The sequence below is a fragment of the Lactiplantibacillus xiangfangensis genome (assembly GCF_001438845.1).
Taxonomy (GTDB): domain Bacteria; phylum Bacillota; class Bacilli; order Lactobacillales; family Lactobacillaceae; genus Lactiplantibacillus; species Lactiplantibacillus xiangfangensis.
Genome location: NZ_JQCL01000103.1, coordinates 115,640 through 141,990, shown reverse-complemented (window position 1 = coordinate 141,990; position 26,351 = coordinate 115,640). Strand labels below are relative to the sequence as shown.

At 46.0% G+C, this 26,351-nt stretch carries 26 protein-coding genes; 23 read left to right on the top strand and 3 right to left on the bottom strand.

All coding sequences use genetic code 11. From position 1 onward, the window contains the following. Positions 1 to 2: 2 nt before the first annotated feature. Positions 3 to 974, top strand: a complete 972-nt coding sequence (locus IV64_RS13265) for a hypothetical protein (protein ID WP_057707765.1) — start codon at positions 3 to 5, stop codon at positions 972 to 974. Positions 975 to 1,577: 603 nt separating this feature from the next. Here the strand turns inward: IV64_RS13265 and IV64_RS13260 are convergent. After that, the gene (locus tag IV64_RS13260; protein ID WP_057707763.1) at positions 1,578 to 1,940 is read right to left on the bottom strand and encodes a hypothetical protein; all 363 of its coding nucleotides are present in this window, start codon (positions 1,938 to 1,940) and stop codon (positions 1,578 to 1,580) included. Positions 1,941 to 2,075: 135 nt separating this feature from the next. Here IV64_RS13260 and IV64_RS13255 point away from each other — a divergent pair, with 135 nt between their 5' ends. The 4 genes from IV64_RS13255 to manA all read left to right on the top strand — a co-directional run bounded on the left by IV64_RS13255 (position 2,076) and on the right by manA (position 5,661). Beyond that, complete coding sequence (locus IV64_RS13255; protein WP_057707761.1) at positions 2,076 to 3,104, top strand: branched-chain amino acid aminotransferase; 1,029 nt, start codon at positions 2,076 to 2,078, stop codon at positions 3,102 to 3,104. Positions 3,105 to 3,304: 200 nt separating this feature from the next. Beyond that, entirely contained in the window at positions 3,305 to 3,490 is a 186-nt protein-coding gene (locus tag IV64_RS13250) for a hypothetical protein (RefSeq protein WP_057707759.1), read from the top strand. A gap of 82 nt (positions 3,491 to 3,572) precedes the next feature. Continuing rightward, positions 3,573 to 4,592, top strand: coding sequence for a serine hydrolase domain-containing protein (locus IV64_RS13245; RefSeq protein ID WP_057707757.1), 1,020 nt, complete (start codon positions 3,573 to 3,575; stop codon positions 4,590 to 4,592). Between the two features lie 103 nt (positions 4,593 to 4,695). Continuing rightward, positions 4,696 to 5,661, top strand: coding sequence for a mannose-6-phosphate isomerase, class I (gene manA / locus IV64_RS13240; RefSeq protein WP_057707755.1), 966 nt, complete (start codon positions 4,696 to 4,698; stop codon positions 5,659 to 5,661). Between the two features lie 261 nt (positions 5,662 to 5,922). Here the strand turns inward: manA and IV64_RS13235 are convergent, their stop codons facing one another. Both IV64_RS13235 and IV64_RS13230 read right to left on the bottom strand, forming a co-directional pair. Beyond that, positions 5,923 to 6,645, bottom strand: coding sequence for a type 1 glutamine amidotransferase (locus tag IV64_RS13235; RefSeq protein ID WP_057707754.1), 723 nt, complete (start codon positions 6,643 to 6,645; stop codon positions 5,923 to 5,925). Further along, positions 6,645 to 7,991, bottom strand: a complete 1,347-nt coding sequence (locus tag IV64_RS13230; protein WP_057707752.1) for a Mur ligase family protein — start codon at positions 7,989 to 7,991, stop codon at positions 6,645 to 6,647. The genes IV64_RS13235 and IV64_RS13230 overlap by 1 nt, the downstream gene beginning before the upstream one ends. Before the next feature lie 247 nt (positions 7,992 to 8,238). Between IV64_RS13230 and IV64_RS13225 the strand changes: the two genes are divergently transcribed. The 18 genes from IV64_RS13225 (at position 8,239) to mreB (ending at position 26,351) form a co-directional block, all read left to right on the top strand. Continuing rightward, positions 8,239 to 8,817, top strand: a complete 579-nt coding sequence (locus IV64_RS13225; protein WP_057707750.1) for a thymidine kinase — start codon at positions 8,239 to 8,241, stop codon at positions 8,815 to 8,817. Between the two features lie 14 nt (positions 8,818 to 8,831). Then, complete coding sequence (prfA, locus tag IV64_RS13220) at positions 8,832 to 9,914, top strand: peptide chain release factor 1 (RefSeq protein WP_057707749.1); 1,083 nt, start codon at positions 8,832 to 8,834, stop codon at positions 9,912 to 9,914. Next, positions 9,907 to 10,761 carry a peptide chain release factor N(5)-glutamine methyltransferase gene (gene prmC / locus IV64_RS13215; RefSeq protein ID WP_057707747.1) on the top strand — a complete coding sequence of 285 codons (855 nt, stop codon included), beginning with the start codon at positions 9,907 to 9,909 and terminating at the stop codon, positions 10,759 to 10,761. The genes prfA and prmC overlap by 8 nt, the downstream gene beginning before the upstream one ends. Before the next feature lie 14 nt (positions 10,762 to 10,775). Continuing rightward, positions 10,776 to 11,795 carry an L-threonylcarbamoyladenylate synthase gene (locus IV64_RS13210; RefSeq protein WP_057707745.1) on the top strand — a complete coding sequence of 340 codons (1,020 nt, stop codon included), beginning with the start codon at positions 10,776 to 10,778 and terminating at the stop codon, positions 11,793 to 11,795. A 58-nt stretch (positions 11,796 to 11,853) separates the two neighbouring features. Beyond that, positions 11,854 to 13,092 carry a serine hydroxymethyltransferase gene (gene glyA, locus IV64_RS13205; protein WP_057707743.1) on the top strand — a complete coding sequence of 413 codons (1,239 nt, stop codon included), beginning with the start codon at positions 11,854 to 11,856 and terminating at the stop codon, positions 13,090 to 13,092. Positions 13,093 to 13,172: 80 nt separating this feature from the next. Next, positions 13,173 to 13,802, top strand: coding sequence for a uracil phosphoribosyltransferase (gene upp, locus IV64_RS13200; RefSeq protein ID WP_057707741.1), 630 nt, complete (start codon positions 13,173 to 13,175; stop codon positions 13,800 to 13,802). Between the two features lie 814 nt (positions 13,803 to 14,616). Continuing rightward, positions 14,617 to 15,897, top strand: a complete 1,281-nt coding sequence (locus IV64_RS13195) for a uracil-xanthine permease family protein (RefSeq protein ID WP_057708056.1) — start codon at positions 14,617 to 14,619, stop codon at positions 15,895 to 15,897. Between the two features lie 277 nt (positions 15,898 to 16,174). Next, the gene (atpB, locus tag IV64_RS13190) at positions 16,175 to 16,891 is read left to right on the top strand and encodes a F0F1 ATP synthase subunit A (protein WP_057707739.1); all 717 of its coding nucleotides are present in this window, start codon (positions 16,175 to 16,177) and stop codon (positions 16,889 to 16,891) included. A gap of 41 nt (positions 16,892 to 16,932) precedes the next feature. Beyond that, positions 16,933 to 17,145, top strand: coding sequence for a F0F1 ATP synthase subunit C (gene atpE, locus IV64_RS13185; RefSeq protein WP_003639224.1), 213 nt, complete (start codon positions 16,933 to 16,935; stop codon positions 17,143 to 17,145). A 53-nt stretch (positions 17,146 to 17,198) separates the two neighbouring features. Then, positions 17,199 to 17,717 (top strand): F0F1 ATP synthase subunit B, encoded by a 519-nt coding sequence (gene atpF, locus IV64_RS13180; protein WP_057707738.1) that lies wholly within the window; start codon positions 17,199 to 17,201, stop codon positions 17,715 to 17,717. Continuing rightward, the gene (atpH, locus tag IV64_RS13175; RefSeq protein ID WP_057707736.1) at positions 17,707 to 18,252 is read left to right on the top strand and encodes an ATP synthase F1 subunit delta; all 546 of its coding nucleotides are present in this window, start codon (positions 17,707 to 17,709) and stop codon (positions 18,250 to 18,252) included. Before atpF ends, atpH begins: the two co-directional genes overlap by 11 nt. Before the next feature lie 22 nt (positions 18,253 to 18,274). Beyond that, complete coding sequence (atpA, locus tag IV64_RS13170; RefSeq protein ID WP_057707734.1) at positions 18,275 to 19,795, top strand: F0F1 ATP synthase subunit alpha; 1,521 nt, start codon at positions 18,275 to 18,277, stop codon at positions 19,793 to 19,795. Between the two features lie 30 nt (positions 19,796 to 19,825). Continuing rightward, positions 19,826 to 20,770, top strand: coding sequence for a F0F1 ATP synthase subunit gamma (locus IV64_RS13165; RefSeq protein ID WP_057707732.1), 945 nt, complete (start codon positions 19,826 to 19,828; stop codon positions 20,768 to 20,770). Between the two features lie 19 nt (positions 20,771 to 20,789). Further along, positions 20,790 to 22,193 carry a F0F1 ATP synthase subunit beta gene (gene atpD / locus IV64_RS13160; RefSeq protein ID WP_057707729.1) on the top strand — a complete coding sequence of 468 codons (1,404 nt, stop codon included), beginning with the start codon at positions 20,790 to 20,792 and terminating at the stop codon, positions 22,191 to 22,193. An 11-nt stretch (positions 22,194 to 22,204) separates the two neighbouring features. Further along, positions 22,205 to 22,633: a F0F1 ATP synthase subunit epsilon gene (locus tag IV64_RS13155; protein WP_057707727.1), complete on the top strand. Its 429-nt coding sequence runs from the start codon at positions 22,205 to 22,207 to the stop codon at positions 22,631 to 22,633. Between the two features lie 660 nt (positions 22,634 to 23,293). Continuing rightward, positions 23,294 to 24,610: a UDP-N-acetylglucosamine 1-carboxyvinyltransferase gene (gene murA, locus IV64_RS13150; RefSeq protein ID WP_057707724.1), complete on the top strand. Its 1,317-nt coding sequence runs from the start codon at positions 23,294 to 23,296 to the stop codon at positions 24,608 to 24,610. 111 nt (positions 24,611 to 24,721) lie between these two features. Continuing rightward, positions 24,722 to 25,276, top strand: a complete 555-nt coding sequence (locus tag IV64_RS13145; RefSeq protein ID WP_057707722.1) for a GNAT family N-acetyltransferase — start codon at positions 24,722 to 24,724, stop codon at positions 25,274 to 25,276. A 73-nt stretch (positions 25,277 to 25,349) separates the two neighbouring features. Continuing rightward, positions 25,350 to 26,351 carry a rod shape-determining protein gene (mreB, locus tag IV64_RS13140; RefSeq protein WP_057707720.1) on the top strand — a complete coding sequence of 334 codons (1,002 nt, stop codon included), beginning with the start codon at positions 25,350 to 25,352 and terminating at the stop codon, positions 26,349 to 26,351.

Below are 26,351 nucleotides of genomic sequence, written 5' to 3'. Positions count from 1 at the left end.
ATTTGTTTCGGAAAACAGTAATGGTGGTTGCCGGCGCAGGTCTGCTTAGTTTAGTACTAGCAGGCTGTGGGCAGTCCACTTTATCAACCACTAAAACCACTTACAAACAAAACGGGTTAGTCGCTGCCGTTAAGGGTAATGCGAAGACGAGTCGGGTCAGTTACCAAATTGACGGTGCCAAGACGAAACACGCGCGCGTTCGTAACCATACGTTTGTGATTCAAGTTCCAACGAAGACGACCCGCCAGACGGTCAAGATTAAATCTGGTAGCCGCTCAAAGACGGTTCACGTTCAAGGTAGTAAGAAACTTGTTGGCTATCAAAAGATGGCAACGACTTATAATAATGCTTTGATTGGCTCCAAGCTCAGCAAGTCCGACCAAGCGGCTGCGAAAAAGCTTCAGACGCAGGGTGCGGCCTTGAAGAAGCAACAGACGGCAATTCAAGCTAAAGTTAAAAAGGCGCAAGCCCAACTTAAAGCTGGTGGGGCTGCCGCTGCAACGGGCGCTCAAACACTGCAGGCCCAACAAGTTGCTGGGGCAAAGTTGAAGACTGAGGCGGCTAGCTTACAAACCAGCCAGAAGCAAGTCGCTGCAGCTATGAAGACTGCGAAGGCCAAGGTCAAAGATGATCTATTGCCAACGAAGACACCTAGTGACGGTCTAACCAATGCGCTTAAGACCAAGGACTATACGGTCCGCCTTAACGTTCAAAAAGGTGACGTTTTAGGTGCGGCGATGATCGTCCCAACCAAGGCGTTTAAAAATAAAACCCGGCAAAAGAATTTCGGGACGGCCTTTGCGCTGTTGAGTACTACGACGGGCGCCGATGCTAAGACCGTGATGAAGAAATTCCAAAAAGAAACTAAGAGTAATAACAGCAGTACGACCACGATCGATCCCATTACATCAAAAGGGGTTCGCTTTACGATTGGTGTCTCAGCCGCTGACCTTTATATTTTCATGAATAAGTAATCTAACCTCAAACGGGCGACCAACTGGCAGTAATGCCAATGGTCGCCCGTTTTTTTATAATGGATTGAAGGGTGAAAGTCATAAAAACTGATACCAACAATACACCAACAAATTCGGTAAACTTGTCGCTTCCGGCCGCCCATGATTTCACCCGCCGCGGCGACCGGACTAAGCCTGAGAAACGGTCTTAGTCCTCGCTTGCAAGCCGCAACCCCACGTCTCGCAAGACGTCGGTGGCGTAAACCGGAAATCCACCGGTCAACGCCACTTTCGCGGCAGATTCATCATGGTCGACCTCCAGCTAGGGTGATCTTTCGATGAAAATTGATTTGGCTTGTTTTTAACCAATCCTAGTGTAGCCGGCAGAATCAGTGGGCCGTGTCGGCACTGTTAGCTGACGTTTTTTGCCAGGTTACAGTGCATGGCGTCTTGGAAGACTTGGGCTTTAGGCTTACAAGCGAGGCGGAAGCCCGTACCCTGGCTGTAGCCGACCTCACAGCCCACTGATTCTGTCCGGTGGAGCGACCAACGTTAGACAAATAATCTTTTCGGCGGGGGCGGTCTAAAAAAAGAGCCACGACGTTTGCCGCAGCTCCAATGAATTTATTCGAATGACAATTCCAAAAAGTAGATGTGTTTGTCAGATAAGTGGGCAGTGGAGACCCAGACTTCGTGATAATTGGGGACTTTCTTTTCGGTATAATCGAAGAAAAAGTCAAGTAAGTTACCGTTTTTGGCCACAAAGTCGTCCTGAAAACGGTTGACGAGCAGTTTATTATTGGGAAAATAGATTTCCGGGTTGGCGACTTTAATCTGGTCGGGAATACTCATCCGCACCACGTTGGTGTAGCCCGGTGTCGTGAAGGTGATTTCTGCCGGGTGATGAGCGATGTAGAACATGACATTATAGATTGAATCAGAATTACTTGCCACGACGAACCAGTCCTTTGTTAAATTTAAGTCCATTATAACAAAGATTAATTAATTTGATGGAAAATGTTTTCTGAAACAGCTTGACAAAGTTCTCATAAACTATTAATCTTTTAATTAAATTCAAATTAATTAATTTGAGTAAATTACATATAAAGGAAGTTGAATTACATGGCAGATGTACAATTGGACTGGAATAACTTAGGGTTTGAATACCGCAATCTCCCATATCGTTATCGTGCGTATTATAAAGATGGCGAGTGGTATAAGAAAGAACTTACTGGTGATGCAACTTTACATATTAGTGAAGGTTCGACAGCTTTACACTATGGGCAACAAGATTTTGAAGGCTTAAAAGCTTATCGGACTAAGGACGGCAGTGTTCAATTATTCCGGCCAGACCGGAACGCAGCGCGGATGCAGACCAGCTGTGAACGCTTGTTAATGCCCCAAGTACCAACGGACATGTTCGTTGACGCGGTCAAGCAAGTTGTTAAGGCGAACCAAGACTACGTGCCACCATATGGGACGGGTGCGACCTTGTACTTACGGCCTTTAATGATTGGGGTCGGTGGTAACATCGGTGTCCATCCTGCCCAAGAATACATTTTCACAGTCTTTGCAATGCCCGTTGGGAGTTACTTCAAGGGTGGCATGACCCCAACTAACTTCACAACGTCGAACTACGACCGGGCTGCGCATAAAGGGACCGGTGCTTACAAAGTTGGTGGGAACTACGCTGCTAGTTTATTCCCAGGACAAGAAGCGCATCAACATGGTTACTCGGATTGTGTTTACTTGGATCCAGTGGACCACAAAAAGATTGAAGAAGTCGGCTCAGCTAACTTCTTTGGAATTACCAAGGATGGTACGTTTGTGACACCAAAGTCACCATCAATCTTGCCTTCCGTCACTAAGTACTCATTACTTTACTTAGCAGAACATAAATTTGGGATGAAGACCGAACAAGGCGACGTCTACATCGATGATTTGGATCGGTTTACAGAAGCCGGTGCTTGTGGGACGGCCGCCGTTATTTCACCAATCGGTGGGTTGGAACATAATGGTAACCTCCACGTCTTCTATAGTGAAACTGAAGTTGGTCCCGTCACGAAGAAGTTATATGACGAATTAACGGGTATTCAATTTGGGGACCGCGAAGCTCCTGAAGGCTGGGTACAAAAAGTAGATTTAGATTAAAATAAGTGATTTAGACGAGTCCGGAACAAGACTCAAAAAGTCGTTCAGAAATACTTTTGATATTTCTGAACGACTTTTTCTATTGTGACGGTTTCACGTTAATGCTCACAAATTAACCGTCTTTTGACCCACTCCCGTCGCTTTATTTTGACTGGATAGCCAGCTGTTCGTTAAAATGTAAATTAAATAGAGGTGATCCCATGGCTTTTTTATATCGTTATGGCAAGTACGTTGAGTGGGGAAGTGCCATTGTGATCGTCATTGCGATGATCTTGTGGCAATTGCAATTAATTGGGATGCACGTTGCAGGTAGTGTTGTCGTCATTGGATTTATCGCGTATTGGGCGGCCGTATTACCCCGGTTACTCCACGAACAGAATCACTAAGTTTTGTTAAAACGACTAGTGATTAACCGTAAGTTGCCTTACACTGAGAGTAATTATTTTAGAAGAGAGAATGGATCAATAGATGGAATTTGAACGAACACAGCGCGTCATTCAAGCAATGGTTGATCAAGAAATTATTCCGGGGGCCAGTTATGGTCTGATTAATGGGACCGACCTTGTTCAGCATCAAGTCGGCGTGGCGGCGATTAAGCCGCAACGAGAAGCTTTGTGGCCCCATGCGTTGTATGATTTGGCATCGGTCACTAAAGTGGTCGGAACGACGACAGTTGCCTTACAGTTGATGAAAAGTGGCGCTTTGGACATCAATCGGCCGGTGCACGATTATTTACCAGCTTTTCAAGCACCAGCGGTGACCGTTTTAAATTTAATGACGCATACGAGTGGGTTGAGTGGCTATATTCCGAACCGGAATGCGTTGCCCGCTAACGACCTGCTAGCGGCAATCCAAGCGTTGCCTGTCAGCGTGACAAACTTAAATCACCGGGTAGTCTACACGGACCTGGAGCTGATTTTAATGGGTCTGATTATTGAAAAATTAACGGGCGAAGCGGTTCAGGATGCGGTGACTCACCGCGTATTACAACCATTAGGGTTACCGGACGCGACGTTTACACCGGACCCAGCGCAGGCCGTACCAACGGTCTACTCACAAACAACGGGGCTCTTACGGGGCATCGTGCACGATCCTAAGGGCCAGGTGCTTCAACAACACTGCGGTTCGGCCGGCTTGTTTGCTAGTGTTGCCGACTTAACGCGCTTTTCCCGGTTCATGCTAGGCCAGTTGGATGTTCCCGGTGTCCTTGATCAGCCGACGATTCAACAACTTTATCGTGATTGGACACCGAACCACCAGTTACGGCGTAGCTTTGGTTGGAACTTATGGCACCCGGCCGCACAACAGCCACCGGTGATCTTTCACACTGGCTATACCGGAACGTTACTGATGCTAGATCGACAGCGCCAGGTCGGCCTAATTTTTCTATCTAATCGGGTTCATCCGACGGTGCGAAACAGCAGTTTCTTGCCAGCTCGGCGGCACTTGATTGCAGCTTGGCTAGCAGACATTGCTAATAACGAATAAAAGAATAGACAATTTTAAACAAAAGAGTAGTCATCATTTCACAACCGCTTTCATTTATGATAGAATTTAATTAACAAATCAAACAATGGAGTGTGTCGAATTTATGAGCGAACCTTATTTCTTAGAGCCCGTTTTTCACGAAAAAATTTGGGGCGGTACGAAGTTACATACTGACTTTGGTTACGATATTCCAAGTGATCATACTGGTGAATGCTGGGCAATCTCAGCGCATCCCCATGGTCCAGCAACCGTTGAAAATGGGCCGTACGCAGGGATGACTTTGGACCGGGTCTGGGCCGAACACCGCGATGTCTTTGGCAATGCTAAGGGCGACGTTTTCCCACTGTTAACTAAGATTTTGGATGCTAGTGAAGACCTATCCGTGCAAGTCCATCCCGACGATGCTTACGCCGCTGAGCATGAGCACGAACTTGGTAAGACTGAATGCTGGTACGTGATTGCGGCTGAACCCGGGGCGACAATGATTTATGGTCACCACGCCAAGACGCGTGAACAACTTGCCGAATGGATCAATAATGGCGAATGGGATAAGCTTTTGCGGCGGGTCCCCGTTAAACCGGGTGACTTCCTCTACGTGCCATCAGGGACCATTCACGCGGTTGGTAAGGGCATTATGGTGCTTGAAACGCAACAAAGTTCTGACACCACTTACCGGCTTTACGATTGGGACCGCGTTGATAAGACGACTGGCCAAAAGCGTGAATTACACTTGCAACAGTCAATTGATACGACGAACGTGCCACACCATGATCCCGACTTAGACATTACGACGACGAAGGTTGGGGATGCGACCGTCACGAAGTATGTCCAGTCACCATTCTTTGGTGTCTGGCAATGGCGTTTGACTGATGGTCAGGCGACCTTCAATCGTGGTAAAGCCCCATATACCTTGGTTTCCGTACTAGCTGGTAAGGGGAGCATCAGCGTCGACGGCAAGGATTATCCACTTGCTAAGGGCGTGCACTTCATTTTACCGTTTGATGTTAAACAATGGACGTTAAAGGGTGATCTCCAAATTATTGCTTCCGAACCTGGTGAAAAAGCGTAATTAGTTAAACCCCTGACATGATAAAAAAGATTGATACGCGCAGTTTAGCGAATCAATCTTTTTTTGCTTAATTAACTGATACTATCAGGTTATTGGAAAATACTTCCTTAAAGTCTATAAATATTTTTTATAACTTTGAGGGGTTAACTAATGGTAGGGCTTACATTGACGTCGAAACAAAAAAGCGTTTGTCCACTTCCTGGGCACCACCGCGTTAGCGGATTGAGCTGGGGAGTGGGGCAAACGCTTTTTTGTTTAATGTTAAGGTTTGACCACGACGTTTTTAGTCAGGTCTTCGTTTAGTTGATCAAGTGCGCTGAAATCGGCATCCGGGTACTTCCGTTGTAAGGATAATTTCAGAATCCGCTTAGCGAGTGCTTCGTTGCGGGCTAAGATGGGGCCGTGGAAATATGACCCAAAGGTGTTTTTATAAATAACGCCTTCGGTTGCGTCCTTACCGTTATTACCATTACCCTGTAAGACTTTACCGAGTGGGCGTTCGCCTTCACCGAGAAAAGTCATCCCGTTGTGGTTTTCAAAACCGTAGTAGGTTTGGTCGGTCTCGGCGTTTTTAATCGTGATGTTACCGATAAACCGGTTATTGTCTTGGCTTAGCGTGTAGTGGTCGAGTGCACCGATACCGGGAATCTTTTCACCCTGAGCACCGATGTAGTAGTGGCCTAACATTTGAAACCCACCACAGATGGCCAAGAAGGGTCCGCCATTTTCGATGTAGGCCGTTAACGCGGCCTTTTTCGTTTGGAGATCTTTCGAAACGATGGTCTGTTCGTAGTCTTGACCACCGCCAAATAAAACGAAGTCGTACTGGTCGGCATCAAAGGCGTCGTCCAAGCTGACTAAGTCAACGTCAATGGTGGCGTCGACCGCTTTAGCGTAGTAGCGCATGGCTAAAATATTGCCAATGTCGCCGTAAGTATTCATTAAGTCGCCGTATAAATGGGCGGTGTGTAGTGTGTAAGTCATTAAGCCATCCCCCCATCAATAATGCCTTGACTGGCTAGTTGTTTCCGTAATTGGAGCATCGCCGTGTAAGTCGCGACGACGTAGACCTGTTTAGTTGGTAATTTTTGAATGGCAGCAGTCATTTCCGTTAGGTCGGGGATGATCGTTAAATCATCGGGTGCGACCCCGGCGACCTTCAAACGGAACGTGATGTCGCGGTAACGTTCACCACCACTAATGAAAGCGGGGATGTCCAGTTGTAACAACTGCTCAAAGTCGCCGTCCCAGATCCAACTAGTGTCAATTCCGTCAGCGTAGTTAGCGTTCAACAATGCCGCAAACGAGAAGGGCCGGTCGTCGGTACTGATCATTTGAATCACTTGGTTTAAGCCAACCGGGTTTTTGACCAAGACTAACGTGACGTCCTTGTCCCCAACGTGGAAAATTTCTTGGCGGCCAAAGACTTGTTCGTCATTTTCGCTGAGTGCGTGGGCGATCTTTTTAGCGGGAACGTCCATGAAACGGCCAACGGCAAACGCCGCTAGTGCATTATAAATATTATATTGGCCACCGATATTTAGGTGCATGGGCTGACCGTTGATTTCAAAATCAGAACTTGTCGGTGTCATCGTGGTTAAGGCGTTGAGCTTCCAAGTCAGCTGTGGGCGTTCAAAGCCGCAGTGCGGGCAGTAATACTTTCCCATATTACTATAGGTGCGGCTATGGTAGCGCAAGATATGCTGACAGTTAGGACATAACAGGCCGTCCGTATTAGCCGGTGCCTGTTGATCGCGGTCAGCTTGATAATCGAATCCGTAGTACAAAATGGGGTTCGGTAATTTTTTTGAGTGGAAGAGGGGCAAGTCGCCGTTAGCGATGATCGTCGCTTCGGGTGCCAGGGCGACCCCGTCTAAGATTTTTTTGTAAGTAGTATAAATTTCGCCGTAGCGGTCCATTTGGTCACGGAAGATGTTAGTGAAGACAAACGCTTTGGGCGTAATGTACTTCGTGACCATGATAACGTTAGCTTCGTCGACTTCTAAGACGGCCAGCGGTTTTTGATGCGCTTTAGGGGCCGTTAAAAAGGTCGTTACGATACCTTGTTTCATATTAGACCCACTGGGGTTAGTCAAAATGTCAGGGTACTGTTCGCGTAAAACTTTGACCGTCAGTGCGGTCGTAAGTGTTTTACCATTGGTCCCAGTAATGACGATGACGTCATAGTTTTTCGCGAGATGTTTTAAAATGGCTGGATCGAGTTTTAACGCCAGCTTACCAGGCAAGGAACTACCGCCGCCGCGAAAGGTGTGTAAAAACCAATACGCGGATTTGCCGGTCCAAGTGGCTAATGTACTATTAATTGACATAAGTTATCCGTACCCCTATATATTAATTTGCGCCTAGTAAAAATCGGTGCGCAGTGAAAACCAAAGCTCGGACAAACGTCCTACTCTCAAGTATTTTATACTGAACGCTCCTAAAAGAAAAGCGATACTCCCGCCGTTTAAGTCCAACTTATGAATTCGTTAATAGCTTTTCACAGCTGAGTGCTGAAATTCGCGGGAAAATCCGCTATAATTGATTAGAAATGTGTAAAAAAGGGGAATGAGTCGCTTGGCACAGTTATTCTTTCGATATGGTGCGATGAATAGTGGGAAGACCATTGAAATTTTGAAAGTGGCCCACAACTATGAGGAGCAAAATAAGTCGGTCATTATTATGACAAGCGGCTTAGATAATCGCGATGGAGTTGGCTACGTGGCAAGTCGGATTGGCTTAAAGCGTGAAGCAATTCCTGTTTTTGATGATACTAACGTGTTGGACGTGGTCAAAAAGACGAACCTTGATGCGGCCTGCATCTTAATTGATGAGGCGCAGTTCTTGAAGAAGCACCACGTTTTAGAGTTGGCCCACATTGTTGACGATTTGCATATCCCAGTGATGACGTTTGGGTTAAAAAACGATTTTCGCAATGAATTGTTTGAAGGCAGTAAGTACCTACTATTGTATGCGGATAAGATCGAAGAAATGAAGACCATCTGCTGGTTCTGTCGCAAAAAAGCCATTATGAACTTACGTTTCCATGATGGCCTACCCGTTTACGAGGGTGAACAAGTTCAAATCGGGGGCAACGAGGCGTACTACCCGGTTTGTCGACGACACTACTTTTACCCGCCGAAATTAACAAAGTGAGGAATTAACTAAGTATGGATAAGTTTTTTGATAAATTACAGGCGGTTGCGGACCGTTATGAAGAACTGGGTGAACTGTTAAGTGATCCTGAAGTGATTGCAGATTCGCAACGTTTTATGAAGTTGTCGAAAGAAATGGGGAACATCCGCGAAACGGTTGAAAAGTATAACCATTACAAGGAAGTTCAGAGCCAAATCGAAGAAAATAACGAATTATTACGGGAAAAATTAGATGACGAAATGAGTTCAATGGTCAAAGAAGACTTGAAGAACTTGAACGCCGAAAAAGAACAGTTGGAACATGAAATTACCTTATTAATGTTGCCACAAGATCCGAATGATGATAAGAACATCATTATGGAAATCCATGGGGCTGCCGGTGGGGATGAAGCCAGTTTGTTTGCGGCGGACCTCTTCAACATGTACTCAAAATACGCAGAACGCCAAGGCTGGAACGTTGAGGTTGCTGACCGTAATGAAACGGAAGTCGGCGGGTTTAAGGAAATTGTGCTAATTATTTCTGGTAAAAAAGTTTACTCGAAGCTGAAGTACGAGAGTGGCGCGCACCGGGTTCAACGGGTGCCCGTTACTGAATCAGCTGGCCGGGTTCACACGTCAACCGCAACGGTCGGGGTAATGCCTGAAGCTAAAGACGTTGATATTAAGCTGGAACAAAAGGATATCCGGACCGACGTGTTCCGTTCTTCCGGTGCCGGTGGTCAGCATATTAACAAGACGTCTTCTGCCGTTCGGATGACCCACTTGCCTACGGGGATCGTTGTTTCGATGCAAGATCAACGGTCACAACAACAAAACCGGGCGAAAGCGATGGAAATCTTACGTGCACGGGTCTACGACTATTACCAGTCGCGGGAACAAAACCAATACGACGCCGAACGGAAATCAGCCGTTGGGAGTGGGGATCGTTCCGAACGGATTCGGACGTACAACTACCCACAAAACCGGGTGACGGATCACCGGATTGGTTTAACGTTAAATAAATTAGACCGGGTAATGAACGGTGAATTGGATGAAGTCATCGACGCGTTGGTCTTAGCAGATCAAGCCAAGAAGATGGAGCGGTTAGCCAATGACTAATTCTGCCCCAACTTACTTTGAAGCCCAGAAATGGGCTTCTTTTTGTCTTAAAACGGCGGGGTTACCAACGGACAGTGCACGGTTTTTAATGCTCGGGTTAACGCATTTAAATCAGACGCAATTATTAATTCGGTACCGTGACGCGATGCCCAGTGATGTTTATCAAACGTACCGTGCCGCCGTTGACCGAGTCGTAGCGGGCGAACCCGCACAATACGTCTTAGGTTGGGCGCCATTTTACGGCTTAGAACTAACGGTCAATCCCGCCGTCCTGATTCCGCGGGTGGAGACGGAAGAACTGGTCGATTGGATTTTGACCGACTACGCGGATGCGCGAACGCTGAATTTATTAGATGTTGGAACGGGTTCCGGCGCCATTGCGTTAGCATTGAAGCACGAACAGGCCACGTGGCAAGTCTGTGCGAGTGACATTTCAGCGGCGGCGTTGGCCGTTGCCGAGGCGAACGCGGCACGCTTAGGGTTGAAGGTGTCGTTTTATGAAAGCAACCTGCTACAAACGGTGCCACAGACGGCGTTTGATGTCATCGTCAGCAACCCACCCTACATTGCACATGATGAAGAAGCGGTCATGGATGCCAGTGTTTTGAACTACGAACCCCAACAAGCGTTGTTTGCTGATCATCAGGGGCTGGCAATCTATGAACAGCTAGCAACAACGGTTGCAACGCATTTAACAGAAAGTGGTCGGCTGTACTTAGAATTTGGTTACCATCAAGGTGCGGCAATCCAAGAATTATTCCAACATGCAATGCCGAAAGCAACCGTCACGATTCGCCAAGACATGGCGGGCCATGACCGGATGTTACGGGTTATCAATCATAAGTGAGGAAGCTAATAATAATGAAAACAAAAATATTTAAGCCGAGTGAAGTCGGTGCGGCTGCTCAATTAATTAATGAAGGGCAATTAGTCGCATTTCCAACTGAGACCGTTTATGGTTTAGGTGCTGACGCGACGAACGTAGCCGCGGTCAAGCAAGTTTACGTTGCAAAGGGTCGTCCCAGTGATAACCCGCTGATTGTCCACGTTGCTGATCTTGAAACGGTGGAGCGCTTTGCCCAACCGTTACCAGAAGCGGCTAAGAAGTTGGTTAAGGCATTTTGGCCTGGACCGCTGACGATGATTTTTAAGCTGAAGCCGGGCGCCTTAGCACCTGAAGTCACGGGTGGCTTGAACACGGCGGCATTCCGGAATCCGGATAACGCTGCGACGTTGGCGTTGATCAAGCAAGCCCAGACGCCAATTGTTGGCCCGTCTGCCAATACGTCGGGAAAGCCTAGTCCAACCACCGCACAACACGTCTTGCATGACTTAGACGGGAAGATTGCCGGTATTTTGGATGACGGTGCAACGAAGGTCGGCGTTGAATCGACCGTTCTCGACCTTTCGACGGATACGCCCGCTATTTTACGGCCCGGTGCCGTGACAGCCAGCGCGATTGAAGAAGTGATTGGGATGCCCGTTCAGACTGAACAACACCACGTTGGGGCGACGGAAGTGCCAAAAGCGCCCGGGATGAAGTATAAGCACTATGCACCCGATGCTCAGGTTTACATTGTTGATCGTACGGAAGATTGGCCAGCCGCATTAACGTGGGCAGCCCAACAAAAAGTTCCAATGGGCGTGATGGCAACGGATAGCGTTTTAACGAATAATGCCTTACCAGCAAATTGCGAACAATTTTCGTTAGGAACGGGAATTCAATCGGCAACCCAGGAACTGTTTGCGGGACTGAGACATTTCGATACCGAAACTAATATCAAGGATATCCTCTGCCAATCCTTTGATAATAAGGGACTAGGAGCTGCCTATATGAACCGGCTAAATAAATCTGCCGGTCAAACTCATTTTAGTGTATAATGATTGAAAGTCGGGAAAACCCGAAAGTTGTCACTTGCGAAATGGAGGAGAATTATTCATGAATTACCAAGAACAAGATCCAGAAGTATGGACTGCTATTAGTAAGGAACAGGCGCGTCAACAACATAACATTGAATTGATTGCTTCCGAAAACATCGTCTCAAAAGGCGTACGAGCCGCTCAGGGTAGTGTCCTCACTAACAAGTACTCCGAAGGTTATCCTGGTCACCGTTTTTACGGTGGCAACGAGTTCATTGACCAAGTTGAAACGTTGGCCATTGAACGCGCAAAGAAATTATTTGGCGCCGAATATGCCAACGTGCAACCACATTCTGGTTCACAGGCAAACGCCGCTGCCTACATGGCCTTGATCCAACCAGGTGATCGGGTTATGGGGATGTCACTGGATGCGGGTGGTCATTTGACCCACGGTTCCAGCGTCAACTTCTCAGGAAAACTTTATGATTTTAACGATTATGGGTTAGATCCTGAAACTGAAGAATTAAATTACGATGCTATTTTAGAACAAGCTAAAGCGTTCAAGCCTAAGTTGATCGTGGCCGGGGCTTCAGCCTACAGCCGCATCATTGATTTTGCTAAGTTCCGTGAAATCGCGGATGAAGTCGGTGCCCTATTGATGGTCGACATGGCTCACATTGCCGGGTTAGTTGCGGCTGGGTTACATCCAAGTCCAGTGCCTTACGCCGACGTGGTAACGACGACAACGCATAAAACGTTACGTGGCCCACGTGGTGGGATGATTCTTGCAAAAGAAAAATATGGCAAGAAGATCAACTCCGCGGTCTTCCCAGGCAACCAAGGTGGCCCATTAGACCATGTGATTGCTGGTAAGGCGATTGCTTTAGGCGAAGACTTACAACCAGAGTTCAAAGTTTACGCGCAACAAATTATTGATAACGCCCAAGCGATGGCGGAAGTCTTCAATCAATCCGACCTCGTTCGGGTCATCTCTGGCGGAACGGATAATCATTTGATGACTTTGGACATTACGAAGTCCGGTTTAAATGGTCGTCAAGTCCAAGACTTATTGGATACGGTGTACATTACCGTTAATAAGGAAGCCATTCCAAACGAAACGTTAGGTGCCTTCAAGACGTCTGGAATTCGGCTAGGGACACCCGCCATCACAACGCGTGGTTTTGATGCGCCTGAAGCAGCCCAAGTCGCTAAATTGATTTTACAAGCTCTAAAAGCACCTCAAGATCAAGCAAACTTGGACGATGTCAAACAGCAAGCAATGGCGTTAACATCAAAACACCCAATCGATGTAGATTAAGGAATTTATATTGGGGTCTGGTTTTTTCTCTCTAAATTAGCTACAATAGAAAGAAATCACTAAGGAGCGTGCGTAGCAACATGGGTAAGTTTGAGGTTTTGAATCATCCGCTCATTCAACATAAGTTAACGATTATTCGGGAAAAGCAATGTGGAACAAAGGTTTTCCGTGAAATGGTCAATGAAATTTCAACTTTGATGGCATACGAAGTCTCACGGGACATGCCTTTGGAAGATATTGAAATTGAAACGCCAATTTGCAAGACGACCCAGAAGACACTAGCTGGTAAGAAAGTCGCCATTGTGCCAATCTTACGGGCAGGCTTAGGTATGGTTGACGGGGTCTTAAACATGATTCCCGCTGCTAAAGTTGGTCACGTCGGGATGTATCGCGACGAAAAGACTTTAAAGCCAGTTGAATACTTTGTTAAATTGCCAAGTGATATTTCACAACGCCAACTATTCGTGGTTGATCCAATGTTAGCTACTGGTGGTTCTGCCATCATGGCCATGGACATGTTGAAGAAGCGGGGCGCAAGCAATATCAAGTTTATGTGTTTAGTTGCTGCTCCAGAAGGGGTTAAAGCCCTTCAAGAAGCTCACCCAGATATTGATATCTACACGGCCGCATTAGATGACCATCTGAATGAAGATGGCTACATTGTCCCAGGTTTGGGCGATGCCGGTGACCGCTTGTTTGGTACGAAGTAAATAGCTTTCAAAATAGCGTACGGACTTTATGGTCCTGCGCTATTTTTTGTCTTTTTAAAAATAAAACGGCCACTTGTCAGTTATTCCGGTTGCCACTGATGACATGCGGTCGTGGGACCGGGGTTAGCCTGGAGAGCGGTCTAACCCCTCGTCCAGAACAGTTGCAAAGGACGCAACTGTTCTGGACCGTCCGTGGTGTAAGAAGCGGCAAAAAAGCGCCGCTCCAACGCCACCATCACGACCGATGCCATCAGTGGCAACCTCAGATTAGCTGACAACAATAATAATAGTACAGCTGTTTTAGTGTAGTCGGGTGGGGATGATTGGTAGGTGATTTTTACGCCAATCTCGTAGGGCATTTTAAAGTCGCTGGTTATCGAGTTTGAAGTGATGTTCCAAAATGAATTATAGGTGGGGCCATACTTTATAGCACCCGATTCTGTTCGACGAGGTGACCTACTCAATAATTATTTCCTATTATATAAGTAAGTAATCAATAAAGCGGTTGGAACCTGACCAAATATATTACGCGTGTGTACAATGTGAAATATATTTGGTTGTTGACACTAGGTCAGTTGATCTGATTGAATTAGGTCATGGTTATGATTGAGATTTGCTTTTGTTAGTTGACAAGCGCAACGTTCACGAGTAAAATTACTTGCAATTGAACAGTTCCTTTAAATTAGCTCAGAGAGGCTGATAAGGATGACGGATGTGTGAACCCTTACTGGATTTGCGTGAATTTTCTGACAGCCCGGCCACTTTGAGTGGTGGGCTGTTTTTTCATGGCAATTTTTGTAAAAAGGGGTGCGTTATGACAAAGAAGCCAGCGTTTCACAATGATGATGTTGTCTTAGATATTCATGACCGACCGAAATTCGGTAGTTGGTTGGGACTGTCGATTCAACACTTGTTCTCTATGTTTGGTTCGACCGTGTTAGTGCCAATCTTGGTAGGCCTGGATCCAGGGATTGCGTTATTCAGTTCCGGGGTCGGGACCTTAATGTATATTTTAATTACCCGGCATAAAATTCCGGCTTACATGGGATCTAGTTTTTCGTTTATTGTGGTGATGCAATCATTGATGAAGACGGCGGGGTACCCAGCAATTGCACAAGGGACCGTTGCCGTTGGGTGTGTTTATTTGTTAGTGAGCCTACTAGTGACCTTAGTTGGTTCCGGCTGGATTGATAAAGCTTTACCACCAATTGTCGTTGGCCCCATTGTCATGGTGATCGGGTTGTCCTTAGCGGGTACGGCTGCTAAGGATGCGACGATGAATGGTAGTGCGTATAGCTTGCGCTACTTCATTGTTGCCATGCTGACAATGCTTTTGACGATTGTCTTTAACATGTATCTGCGCGGGTTCATGAGTTTGGTCCCCATTTTACTAGGAATCGTGTGCGGGTACTTAATTGCTGTGGCTGCTGGAATCGTAAACTTTCAGCCGGTCATGGACGCACCGTGGTTCTCGTTACCGAAGTTCCAAATTCCATTTGTGACGTACCATCCCGGCATGTACTGGGGCGCCATATTGAGTATGGCACCGATTGCGTTTGTGACGATGTCTGAACATATGGGCCACATTATGGTATTAAATAAACTGACTAAACGGAACTTCTTCAAAGATCCCGGCTTAAATCACACTTTAGCCGGTGATGGGACAGCCTCAATTGTGGCGGCTTTCTTTGGTGGCCCACCCGTAACGTCTTACGGTGAAAACATCGGTGTTCTAGCGATTACGCGGGTACATAGTATCTACGTTTTAGGCGGGGCAGCGTTCTTCGCCATCGTCTTTAGTTTCGTTGGTAAATTATCCGCTTTGATTGAAAGTATTCCGTCACCAGTAATTGGTGGGGTCAGCTTCCTCTTATTTGGGGTGATTGCTTCCAGCGGGATGCGCATTCTGATTGATAATAAAATTGATTTTAATAAGAAACGAAATTTAATGATTGCATCCGCAGTTTTAGTTATTGGGATTGGGAATGCTTATTTACAAATTAATTCTTTCCAATTCAGCGGTTTAGCAGTCGCAACGGTGTTAGGAATTTTGATGAACTTAATTTTGCCAAAGACGGCGGTTAATGAAGAGTAAGCGCAACCAACGCTTGTAAGAATTGAAAATCAGGATGACTTTATGAAAATCTCACGGTGTGAAAGTTGATTGAAAGCTTGATATCGTGGGATTTTTACGTTGTGAAGAAAAGGTGAAATTGTTTTGAAATTTTTCGACGGTGGTGGTATTATTACCATTGTATTTTGATTAGGGGTGACCCTAGTCTACCATTTCAGATTCCGATAAAATTGACGTTGTGTTCGTTACAGGTTAAGGTTATCGTGCACCTGAAATTAAAGGAAAGAGGTGAAATTCAGTGGATGAGGCAGTTCCTACGGTTCACTTTCTAGGGTTAACGTTTAATATTGCGAATGACATTTCGATTCTGTTGACGTGTTTGATAGTCTTCTTATTTGTTTTCTTGTTGTCGCGACATATAACGCTTAAGCCTAAGGGTGGCCAAAATGTGCTGGAGTGGCTCATCGAGTTCACGAATGGCATTGTCAAGGGTTCGATCAAGGGTAATGACGCGGGACATTTCGGTTTGTACGCGTTCACGCTGTTCCTATTCATCTTCGTCGCTAACCAACTTGGGTTGTTCTTACACGTCCAAGTCGGCCAGTATACGTACGTTAAAAGTCCAACCGCAGATCCGATTGTGACGTTGACGTTGTCATTTATGACAGTGGCAATAGCGCATGCTGCTGGAGTACAAAAGAAGGGTATGAAGGGTTATCTTAAAGAGTACACTTCACCGTTCCTTGTATTCTTGCCGATCAACATTTTCGAACAGTTTACCGACTTCCTAACCTTAGGACTCCGGTTGTTCGGGAATATCTTTGCTGGTGAAATGTTATTGAGTAAGGTTGCAACTTTAGCAACCGGGAGTGGTAGCTGGTTCAGTTACGTCTACTCCTTCCCAATTGAATTTCTTTGGCAAGGGTTCTCAGTATTTATCGGGAGTGTTCAAGCATTCGTGTTTGTCACCTTGACTTCAGTTTATATTTCTCAAAAGGTTTCATCTGAGGAATAAAGAATTTCTTGTTTTTTAATTTTAAGGAGGATACACAAATTATGGGAGCAATTGCTGCAGGTATTGCTATGTTTGGTGCCGCTTTAGGTGCCGGTATTGGTAACGGTTTGGTTATTTCAAAGATGCTTGAAGGTATGGCCCGTCAGCCAGAATTATCTGGTCAATTACGGACTAACATGTTCATCGGTGTTGGGTTAATTGAATCAATGCCAATCATTTCCTTCGTTGTTGCCTTGATGGTTATGAACAAGTAATCATTGGTCAACGAGTTCATTTTAATGAAAATGAAAGAAGGAGGTGTCATTAGATGCTCTCGCATTTAATTCTCGGTGCATCATCCGGTTTATACCTTGGCGATATGCTATTTATTGCGATTAGTTTCATTATTTTGATGGCGTTAATTGCAGTCGTTGCTTGGAACCCAATCACGAAAATGATGGGCGAACGGGCGGACAAGATTGCAAACGATATTGACTCTGCACAAAAGTCACGGCAAGAGGCCAATGACTTAGCAGATCAACGGCGCGACGCTTTATCACACTCACGAACTGAGGCCAGTGGAATTGTGGCTGACGCAAAGCAGAGTGGTGAAAAGCAACGTGCAACCATCGTTGCTGACGCTCAAAACGAAGCAACGCAGTATAAGCAAAACGCGCGCAAGGATATTGAACAGGAGCGTCAAGATGCCTTAAAGAACGTCCAATCTGACGTGGCAGATATTTCGGTTGAAATTGCTTCGAAGATTATCAAGAAGCAGTTGGATCCGGAAGGCCAACAGGCATTAATTAATTCGTATATTGAAGGGTTGGGAAAGCATGAGTCTTGATAAACTTACAGTTGCAAACCGATACTCAAAGGCACTTTTTGAGCTTGCAATTGAAAAGGATCAGACCGAAGCATTCCTGACTGAGTTAAAGCAATTACGGCAAGTCTTTGTCGACAATCCGCAATTGGCAGAGGTCCTTTCAGGATCATTGCTTCCGGTTGATCAAAAACAGGCCACGTTGTCAACTTTGACTGACCATGCTTCTGAATACATTAAAAACTTTATTCAAATGTTGTATGATTACGGCCGCATGTCGAACTTAGTTGACATTGTCGACGCGTTTGAAGCACGTTTCGATGAAAGTCATAAGATAGTGCATGCCGAAGTGACGTCTGCGGTCAAGTTGTCAGATGAGCAAGCTGATGCCATTGCAGCGGCGTTTGCCCAACGCGTTGGCGCACAAAAGGTTGTTTTGACCCGTAAAGTGGACGAAGCAATCATTGGTGGCGTAATTGTGAAATCAAATAATCAAACGTTTGATGGTAGCGTTGCGTTACAATTAACGAATTTAAGACGAGCACTCATCAACAATTAGTTTACGAAGAGGTGAAACTTTTATGAGCATTAAATCTGAAGAAATCAGTGCTCTAATCAAACAACAATTAGAAAGTTACCAGACTGAGCTCTCAGTTGCTGAAACCGGTACTGTCACCTACGTTGGTGATGGGATCGCCCGAGCACATGGACTCGACAACGCCTTACAAGGCGAATTGCTCGAATTCAGTAATGGGGTTTATGGAATGGTCCAAAACCTCGAAAGCAACGATGTTGGTATCGTTGTTTTAGGGGATTTTGATGGTATTCGTGAAGGCGATACGGTCAAACGGACAGGTCGTATCATGGAAGTTCCCGTTGGGGACGCCATGATTGGTCGGGTTGTTAACCCGTTAGGTCAACCCATTGACGGTTTAGGTGAAATTAAGACCACGAATACGCGGCCAATTGAACATAAAGCGCCTGGGATCATGCAACGGCAATCCGTTAGCGAACCATTACAGACTGGGATCAAGGCCATTGATGCCTTAGTTCCAATCGGTCGTGGCCAACGTGAATTGATTATCGGTGACCGTAAGACTGGTAAAACATCAGTTGCCATCGATGCAATTTTAAATCAAAAAGATCAAGATATGATTTGTGTCTACGTCGCCATTGGTCAAAAAGACTCAACGGTGCGGGCCCAAGTTGAAACGCTTAAGAAGTTAGGCGCGATGGATTACACCATCGTCGTAACGGCCGGTCCTTCTGAACCAGCACCGTTACTTTACTTGGCACCATACGCCGGCGCAGCGATCGGTGAAGAGTTCATGTTTAATGGCAAGCACGTTTTGATCGTGTACGATGATCTTTCAAAACAAGCAACGGCTTATCGTGAACTTTCATTGATCTTACGTCGTCCTCCAGGTCGTGAAGCTTACCCTGGTGATGTTTTCTACTTGCATTCACGTTTACTTGAACGGGCTGCAAAGTTGAATGACGAATTGGGTGGCGGTTCAATGACGGCCTTACCAATCATTGAAACCCAAGCGGGCGATATTTCCGCTTATATTCCAACTAACGTTATTTCCATCACCGATGGGCAAATCTTCTTGGATAGCGATTCCTTCTATTCTGGGGTTCGTCCAGCCATCGATGCTGGGGCTTCAGTTTCTCGGGTTGGTGGGGATGCTCAAATCAAAGCTATGAAGTCCGTTGCTGGGACTTTACGTTTGGACTTGGCATCATACCATGAACTCGAATCCTTCTCACAATTTGGTTCTGACTTGGATGCGGCAACGCAAGCTAAGTTGAACCGTGGGCAACGGATCGTGGAAGTATTGAAGCAACCTGTCCATTCACCATTAAAGGTTGAAGAACAAGTCATGATTCTGTACGCATTGACGAATGGTTACGTGGACAAAGTCGCAGTTTCAGACATTGCGCGTTACCAAGCAGAATTATTTGAATCTCTTCACGCAAATCACCAAGAACTCTTTGACGCTGTCACTTCAACTGGTAAATTACCAGACACTGACAAGTTAAACAGTGCTTTGGATGAATTTGCGGCGCAGTTCCAGCCAACCGCTGCTACTGCAAAGTAATTAATGGCTGAAAAGGATGGTGAGTAGTGCATGGCAGAATCATTAATGGATGTTAAGCGCCGCATTGACTCAACCAAGAAGACCCACCAAATTACGTCCGCGATGCAGATGGTCTCAACTGCAAAGTTGAACCAGATTCAAAAGCATACGTCGACGTATCAAGTGTACGCTTCAAAGGTTGAAAGCATTGTGTCACATCTTGCCAAAGCTCATCTGATGACATCCAGTGCCGGTGTGCCTAACAGCAATTCCAACACCATTTCGGTTAGTGAATTGTTGGCACAACGTCCCGTTAAAAAGACCGGGTTATTAGTGATTACCTCTGACCGGGGGCTTGTGGGAAGCTATAATAGTAACGTCTTACGACAGACGAATGACTTTATGCAAAACCACGACTTAAATGCTGATAATACCGTTGTTTTGGCGGTAGGTGGTACTGGTGCGGACTTCTTTAAAAAGAACGGCTTAAACGTGGCGTACGAATACCGCGGCGTCTCCGATGTGCCAACTTTTAAAGAAGTGCGGGAAATCGTTAAAACAGTCACCTCGATGTACCATAACGAAGTGTTCGATGAACTTTACGTCTTCTACAACCACTTTATCAACCGGCTTTCTTCCGGGTTCCGGTCAGTTAAAATGCTGCCGATTTCCGAAGAAACCTTCGCACAAAGTGAAAAAGATAACCGTAAAGCCAAAGACAGCCGGGTAGACGTTGGTCCTGAATACGAGATGGAACCATCGGAAGAAGCCATATTGTCGGCCGTGTTGCCACAATACGCCGAAAGCCTGGTTTATGGGGCAATCTTGGATGCCAAGACTGCTGAACACGCTTCATCGTCAACGGCGATGAAGGCCGCATCAGATAACGCTGGCGATTTAATCGATCGCTTAAATCTGAAATATAACCGTGCGCGTCAAGCTGCTATTACCACTGAAATTACTGAAATCACTGGTGGCTTGGTTGCGCAAGAATAGTGGGAGGAATTAACGACTAATGAGTACAGGTAAAGTTGTACAAGTTATTGGACCCGTTGTCGACGTTGAATTCTCTCTAAACGACAAGTTACCGGATATTAATAACGCCTTGATCATCCAAAAAGACAACGACGAAACCTTAACGGTTGAAGTATCGTTGGAATTAGGTGACGGGGTTGTTCGGACCGTCGCAATGGATGGTACGGACGGTTTACGTCGCGGGATGGTTGTTGAAGACACTGGTTCTTCAATCACCGTTCCCGTTGGTAAAGAGACGTTAGGCCGGGTATTTAACGTTTTAGGGGAAACCATTGATGGTGGTCCAGAATTCGGTCCAGATGCTGAACGTAACCCAATCCATCGGGATGCGCCTAAGTATGATGAATTAACGACCAGTACGGAAGTTCTGGAAACTGGGATTAAAGTTATCGACCTCTTAGCGCCATATGTTCGTGGTGGTAAGATTGGGTTGTTCGGTGGTGCCGGTGTTGGTAAAACCGTTTTAATTCAGGAATTAATTCATAACATTGCCCAAGAACATAACGGGATTTCCGTCTTCACCGGTGTTGGTGAACGGACTCGTGAAGGTAATGACCTTTACTTCGAAATGAAGGGGTCTGGGGTTCTTAAGAACACCGCCATGGTTTATGGACAAATGAACGAACCACCGGGTGCCCGTATGCGGGTTGCCTTGACTGGTTTAACGATTGCGGAATACTTCCGTGATGTTGCTGGCCAAGACGTGTTGTTATTTATTGATAATATCTTCCGGTTTACCCAAGCCGGTTCTGAAGTTTCCGCCTTACTTGGCCGGATTCCTTCAGCCGTTGGGTATCAACCAACGTTAGCAACTGAAATGGGTCAATTGCAGGAACGGATTACTTCGACTAAGAAGGGTTCCGTTACTTCAATTCAAGCCGTTTATGTGCCTGCCGATGACTATACCGACCCGGCACCTGCAACGACGTTCGCCCATTTGGATGCAACGACCAACTTGGAACGTTCTTTGACCGAACAAGGAATTTATCCAGCCGTTGATCCGCTGGCTTCTTCATCAATCGCCTTGGATCCATCAATTGTGGGCCAAGAACATTATGAAGTTGCTACCGAAGTTCAACGGGTCTTGCAACGGTACCGTGAATTGCAAGATATCATCTCAATTTTAGGGATGGATGAATTATCTGACGAAGAAAAGACGACCGTTGCACGTGCACGGCGGATTCAATTCTTCTTGTCACAAAACTTCTTCGTTGCCGAAAACTTTACGGGTCAACCTGGTGCTTACGTACCAATTAAAGACACTGTAAAGGGCTTCAAAGAAATCCTTGAAGGTAAATACGATGACCTACCAGAAGACGCATTCCGTCAAGTTGGTAAGATTGAAGACGTCGTCGAAAAAGCGAAATCGATGGTCACTGATTAGGAGGGGTTTCTATGGCTGACAATGGAAAATCATTAACCGTTAGCATCGTAACTCCAGACGGTCAGGTCTATGAGAACAAAACCCCGATGTTGATTGTACGTACGATCAACGGGGAACTCGGGATTTTACCGAACCATATTCCCGTGATTGCGTCATTAGCAATCGATGAAGTCCGAATCAAGCAAATCGAAAGTGATCAAGAAGACGATGAAATTGCCGTTAACGGTGGTTTTGTTGAGTTCAGCGAGAACGTTGCAACCATTGTAGCGGACAGTGCTGAACGTCAAAATGACATTGACGTTGCTCGGGCCGAAAACGCGCGGAAGCGGGCGGAAAGCCGGATTCAAGAAGCGCAACAAAAGCATGATGATGCTGAGTTAGCGCGGGCGCAAGTCGCATTACGGCGGGCGATGAACCGACTCCACGTTGCGCACCGGTAATCGTGAATATCCTGCAAAAGCATCTGCCATTCGTGCAGATGCTTTTTTTGTGAGAGTGGGACAAAAGACGGTTTGCTACCGAGCATAGCCTAGGAATACGAATGATTGTGCATTTTCAATCGTTCGTATTTCGTAGCTAAGCGGAGGGAGCAGTCTTTTATCACACGTTTCGACTATTAGCATTCGGAGATACAAAAAGAGTTTGGGCTTTATCCCAAACTCTTTTTTTGCGGCCTAAATTTGACAAAGCTACAATTGTGATAGATATGCAAAGATTTCACCCTGAAATGAGTAAAAATAAGCGAAAAAACGAGTAACGATACGTAATTAATTAACCAATCATAAGCCTTCAATATTTGTGATGAAATTGTAACAGAAATGTAAAATGTAATATTTATTCAGAAGGGTTCTATGTTATGATGATTAAGAACCGGCTGGGGACTAGCGTTCGGTTAGTGTAAAGGAACGTTAGTCATCACCCATGGTTGTTGCTTTAAATTTGGATTGCTTATTGGACAGTGTTAGCACTGTTTCGGTACCATGATCGTAACTTGTTTTAGTAACGATTCAATGAGGTTGCTCTTCGAACTTCTTTTTGACGCAATCCGAAATCTCACGTAACTTGTTTGTTTATAATCGCTTGATGATGGAGGGTTATCCATGGAAGAAATTGTTGTTCATGGCGGTCAACGTTTGACAGGAAATGTTCATATTGAAGGGGCTAAAAACGCGGTATTACCAATTTTGGCAGCGGGTTTGCTTGCAAGTAGCGGTCAGACTCACTTAACGAATGTCCCCGTTTTATCGGATGTCTTTACAATGAATAACGTCTTACGGTTCTTAAATACCAGAGTTGATTTTGATGAAATTAATAAAACGGTTGATATCGATGCCAGTCAGAAATTATCTTCTGAAGCACCGTTTCAATACGTTTCAAAGATGCGGGCTTCCATCGTTGTGATGGGACCACTCTTGGCACGCTTAGGGCGGGCTAAAGTGGCGATGCCCGGTGGTTGTGCAATTGGTTCACGTCCAATTGACCTTCACTTGAAAGGTTTAAGTGCTTTAGGGGCTAAAATCGAACGCCATGATGGCTACGTTGAAGCTCAGGCAGACCATTTACATGGTGCCCAAATTTACTTAGACTTTCCAAGTGTTGGGGCCACGCAAAATATTATGATGGCAGCGACTTTAGCTGACGGGACCACGACGATGGAAAACGTGGCTCGTGAACCAGAAATTGTGGACTTAGCGAATATCTTGAACCAGATGGGTGCCAAGATCACCGGCGCCGGAACGGAAACGTTGCGGATCGAAGGGGTTAAGGCCATGCATGGCTGTGAACACAGCGTCGTGCAAGACCGAATTGAAGCCGGGACGTTCATGGTTGCGGCGGCGGTTACTCAAGGGAACGTCTTAGTTGAAGATGCGATTGCTGAGCATAATAAGCCGTTGATTTCCAAAATGCGTGAAATGGGTGTTCAAGTCACTGAAGAAGACGCTGGCATTCGGGTCATTGGGCCGAAAAAGTTGAAGCCAACTTCAGTTAAAACGTTACCGCACCCCGGTTTTCCAACCGATATGCAGCCTCAAATGACGATCTTGCAGCTCTGTGCGCAGGGGACGAGTTTGTTGACGGAAACGGTCTTTGAAAACCGGTTTATGCACCTTGAGGAATTACGCCGGATGAACGCGGACTTTAAGATTGACGGACGTTCGGTCATTTTATACGGCCCAACGGACTTCAACGGGGCGCAAGTGGCTGCTAGTGATTTACGAGCAGCGGCAGCCTTAGTAATTGCCGGCTTGGTTGCCCATGGGTACACCGAGATTACTAATTTGAAATACCTTGACCGTGGCTACTTTAATTTCCACGGTAAGTTGGAAAAGCTAGGGGCGGAGATCGAACGGATCAACGTTCCGGATGAGACCGTTTACGCGTTGAATCCCGACTTTGCTAACGAAGCGGCCGAATAAAAAAGATAATAATTGCTTACAAAACCTTCAAAATGCGATAAACTCGTTTTTGAGGGCTTTTTTTGTGACACGAAGCTACGTAAACCAGTTAATTCATTCAGGAGGACTCCAATGTTCATTAACATTATTGACAAACACATTTCTTTGAAACCAACCGAAGTTGCCGATGCCGAACCATTATTTGACTTAGTTGCGCAGAACCGCGCGTACTTAAAGACGTGGCTACCATGGGTCGATGCAATGGCGACGGCAAGTGACGAACGTCAATTCATCGAAGGCATGCTAACTAAACAAGCGCAAGGTGACGTCTTTTTAGCAACCATTATCGTGGACGGTGAAGTTGCCGGGGTCATTGACATCCATAATATCAGCGCGCTGAACCACCGTGGCGAAATCGGGTACTGGTTAGGCCAAGCCTTTACGGGCCGCGGTGTCATGACTAAATCACTCGAACGCCTAGAAGAAATTGCATTTACCGAATTAGATCTTCATAAGATTCAATTGGGCGCCATGGTAGCCAATAAGGCCAGTCGTGCGGTCGCTGAACGGCGTCAGTATCATTTAGATGCAACCTTGCCCGAAAACATTTTGGTCAATGAACAGTATCACGATGAAGTGATCTATTCGTTAACGGTCGATGAATGGTCAAAACGGCGTGACGACTAGCGCGTGTTCTCATGAACTATTGAGTATGGTATAATGACAAGTTGTATATTGGATGTTTGAGAGGAGCAAAAACATGGCTTTAGATATTGGTATTGATTTGGGTACTGCCAATGTTTTGATTTATGTATCGGGTAAGGGCATCGTATTGAACGAACCGTCCGTAGTTGCCATTGATACCAACACGAATCAAGTTTTAGCGGTAGGGTCCGAAGCCTATCAAATGGTAGGGAAGACACCGAGCAACATTCGCGCAATTCGTCCGTTAAAAGACGGTGTGATCTCAGATTTTGACGTCACGGAAGAAATGCTGTCGTATTTCATTAAAAAATTAAACGTTCGGGGAATCATGTCGCGTCCTAGCATCATGATCTGTACCCCAACGAACACAACTGAAATTGAACGGAAGGCCATTTTGCAAGCTGCCGAAAAATCCGGTGGTAGCAAGGTCTATTTGGAAGTGGAACCAAAAGTGGCGGCCATTGGTGCCGGCATGGATATCTTCCAACCACGCGGTAACATGGTTATTGATATTGGTGGTGGGACGAGTGATATCGCCGTCTTATCATTGGGCGATATCGTTGCCAGCAGCTCATTACGGATGGCTGGAGACCGCATGAACCAAGATATCGTTAACTATGTGAAGGATAACCATCACTTGTTGATTGGTGAACGTAGTGCTGAACAAGTTAAGATTCAAATCGCCCAAGTCTTCAAACAAGACGATGAAGACGATAAGGTCATGCAAGTTCGGGGCCGGGACACGGTTACTGGAATGCCACGGTCACTTGATATCGATTCAAATCAGGTCGAAGAAGCCATTCACGAGACTTTGATGCAAATCGTCAGTACCGCGCACCACGTCATGGAGACGTTGCCACCAGAAATCGCAGCGGACATCATTGATCGTGGGATCACCTTAACTGGTGGTGGCGCGTTACTCAGCGGCTTAGACCAGCTTATTAGTGAAAACTTGAAGGTGCCGGTTGTGGTTGCGGAACACCCACTCAACAACGTTGCGCAAGGTGCTGGGATTTTACTCGAGCACATGCAAAAAACGGCTAAAAACAAGAAGTAA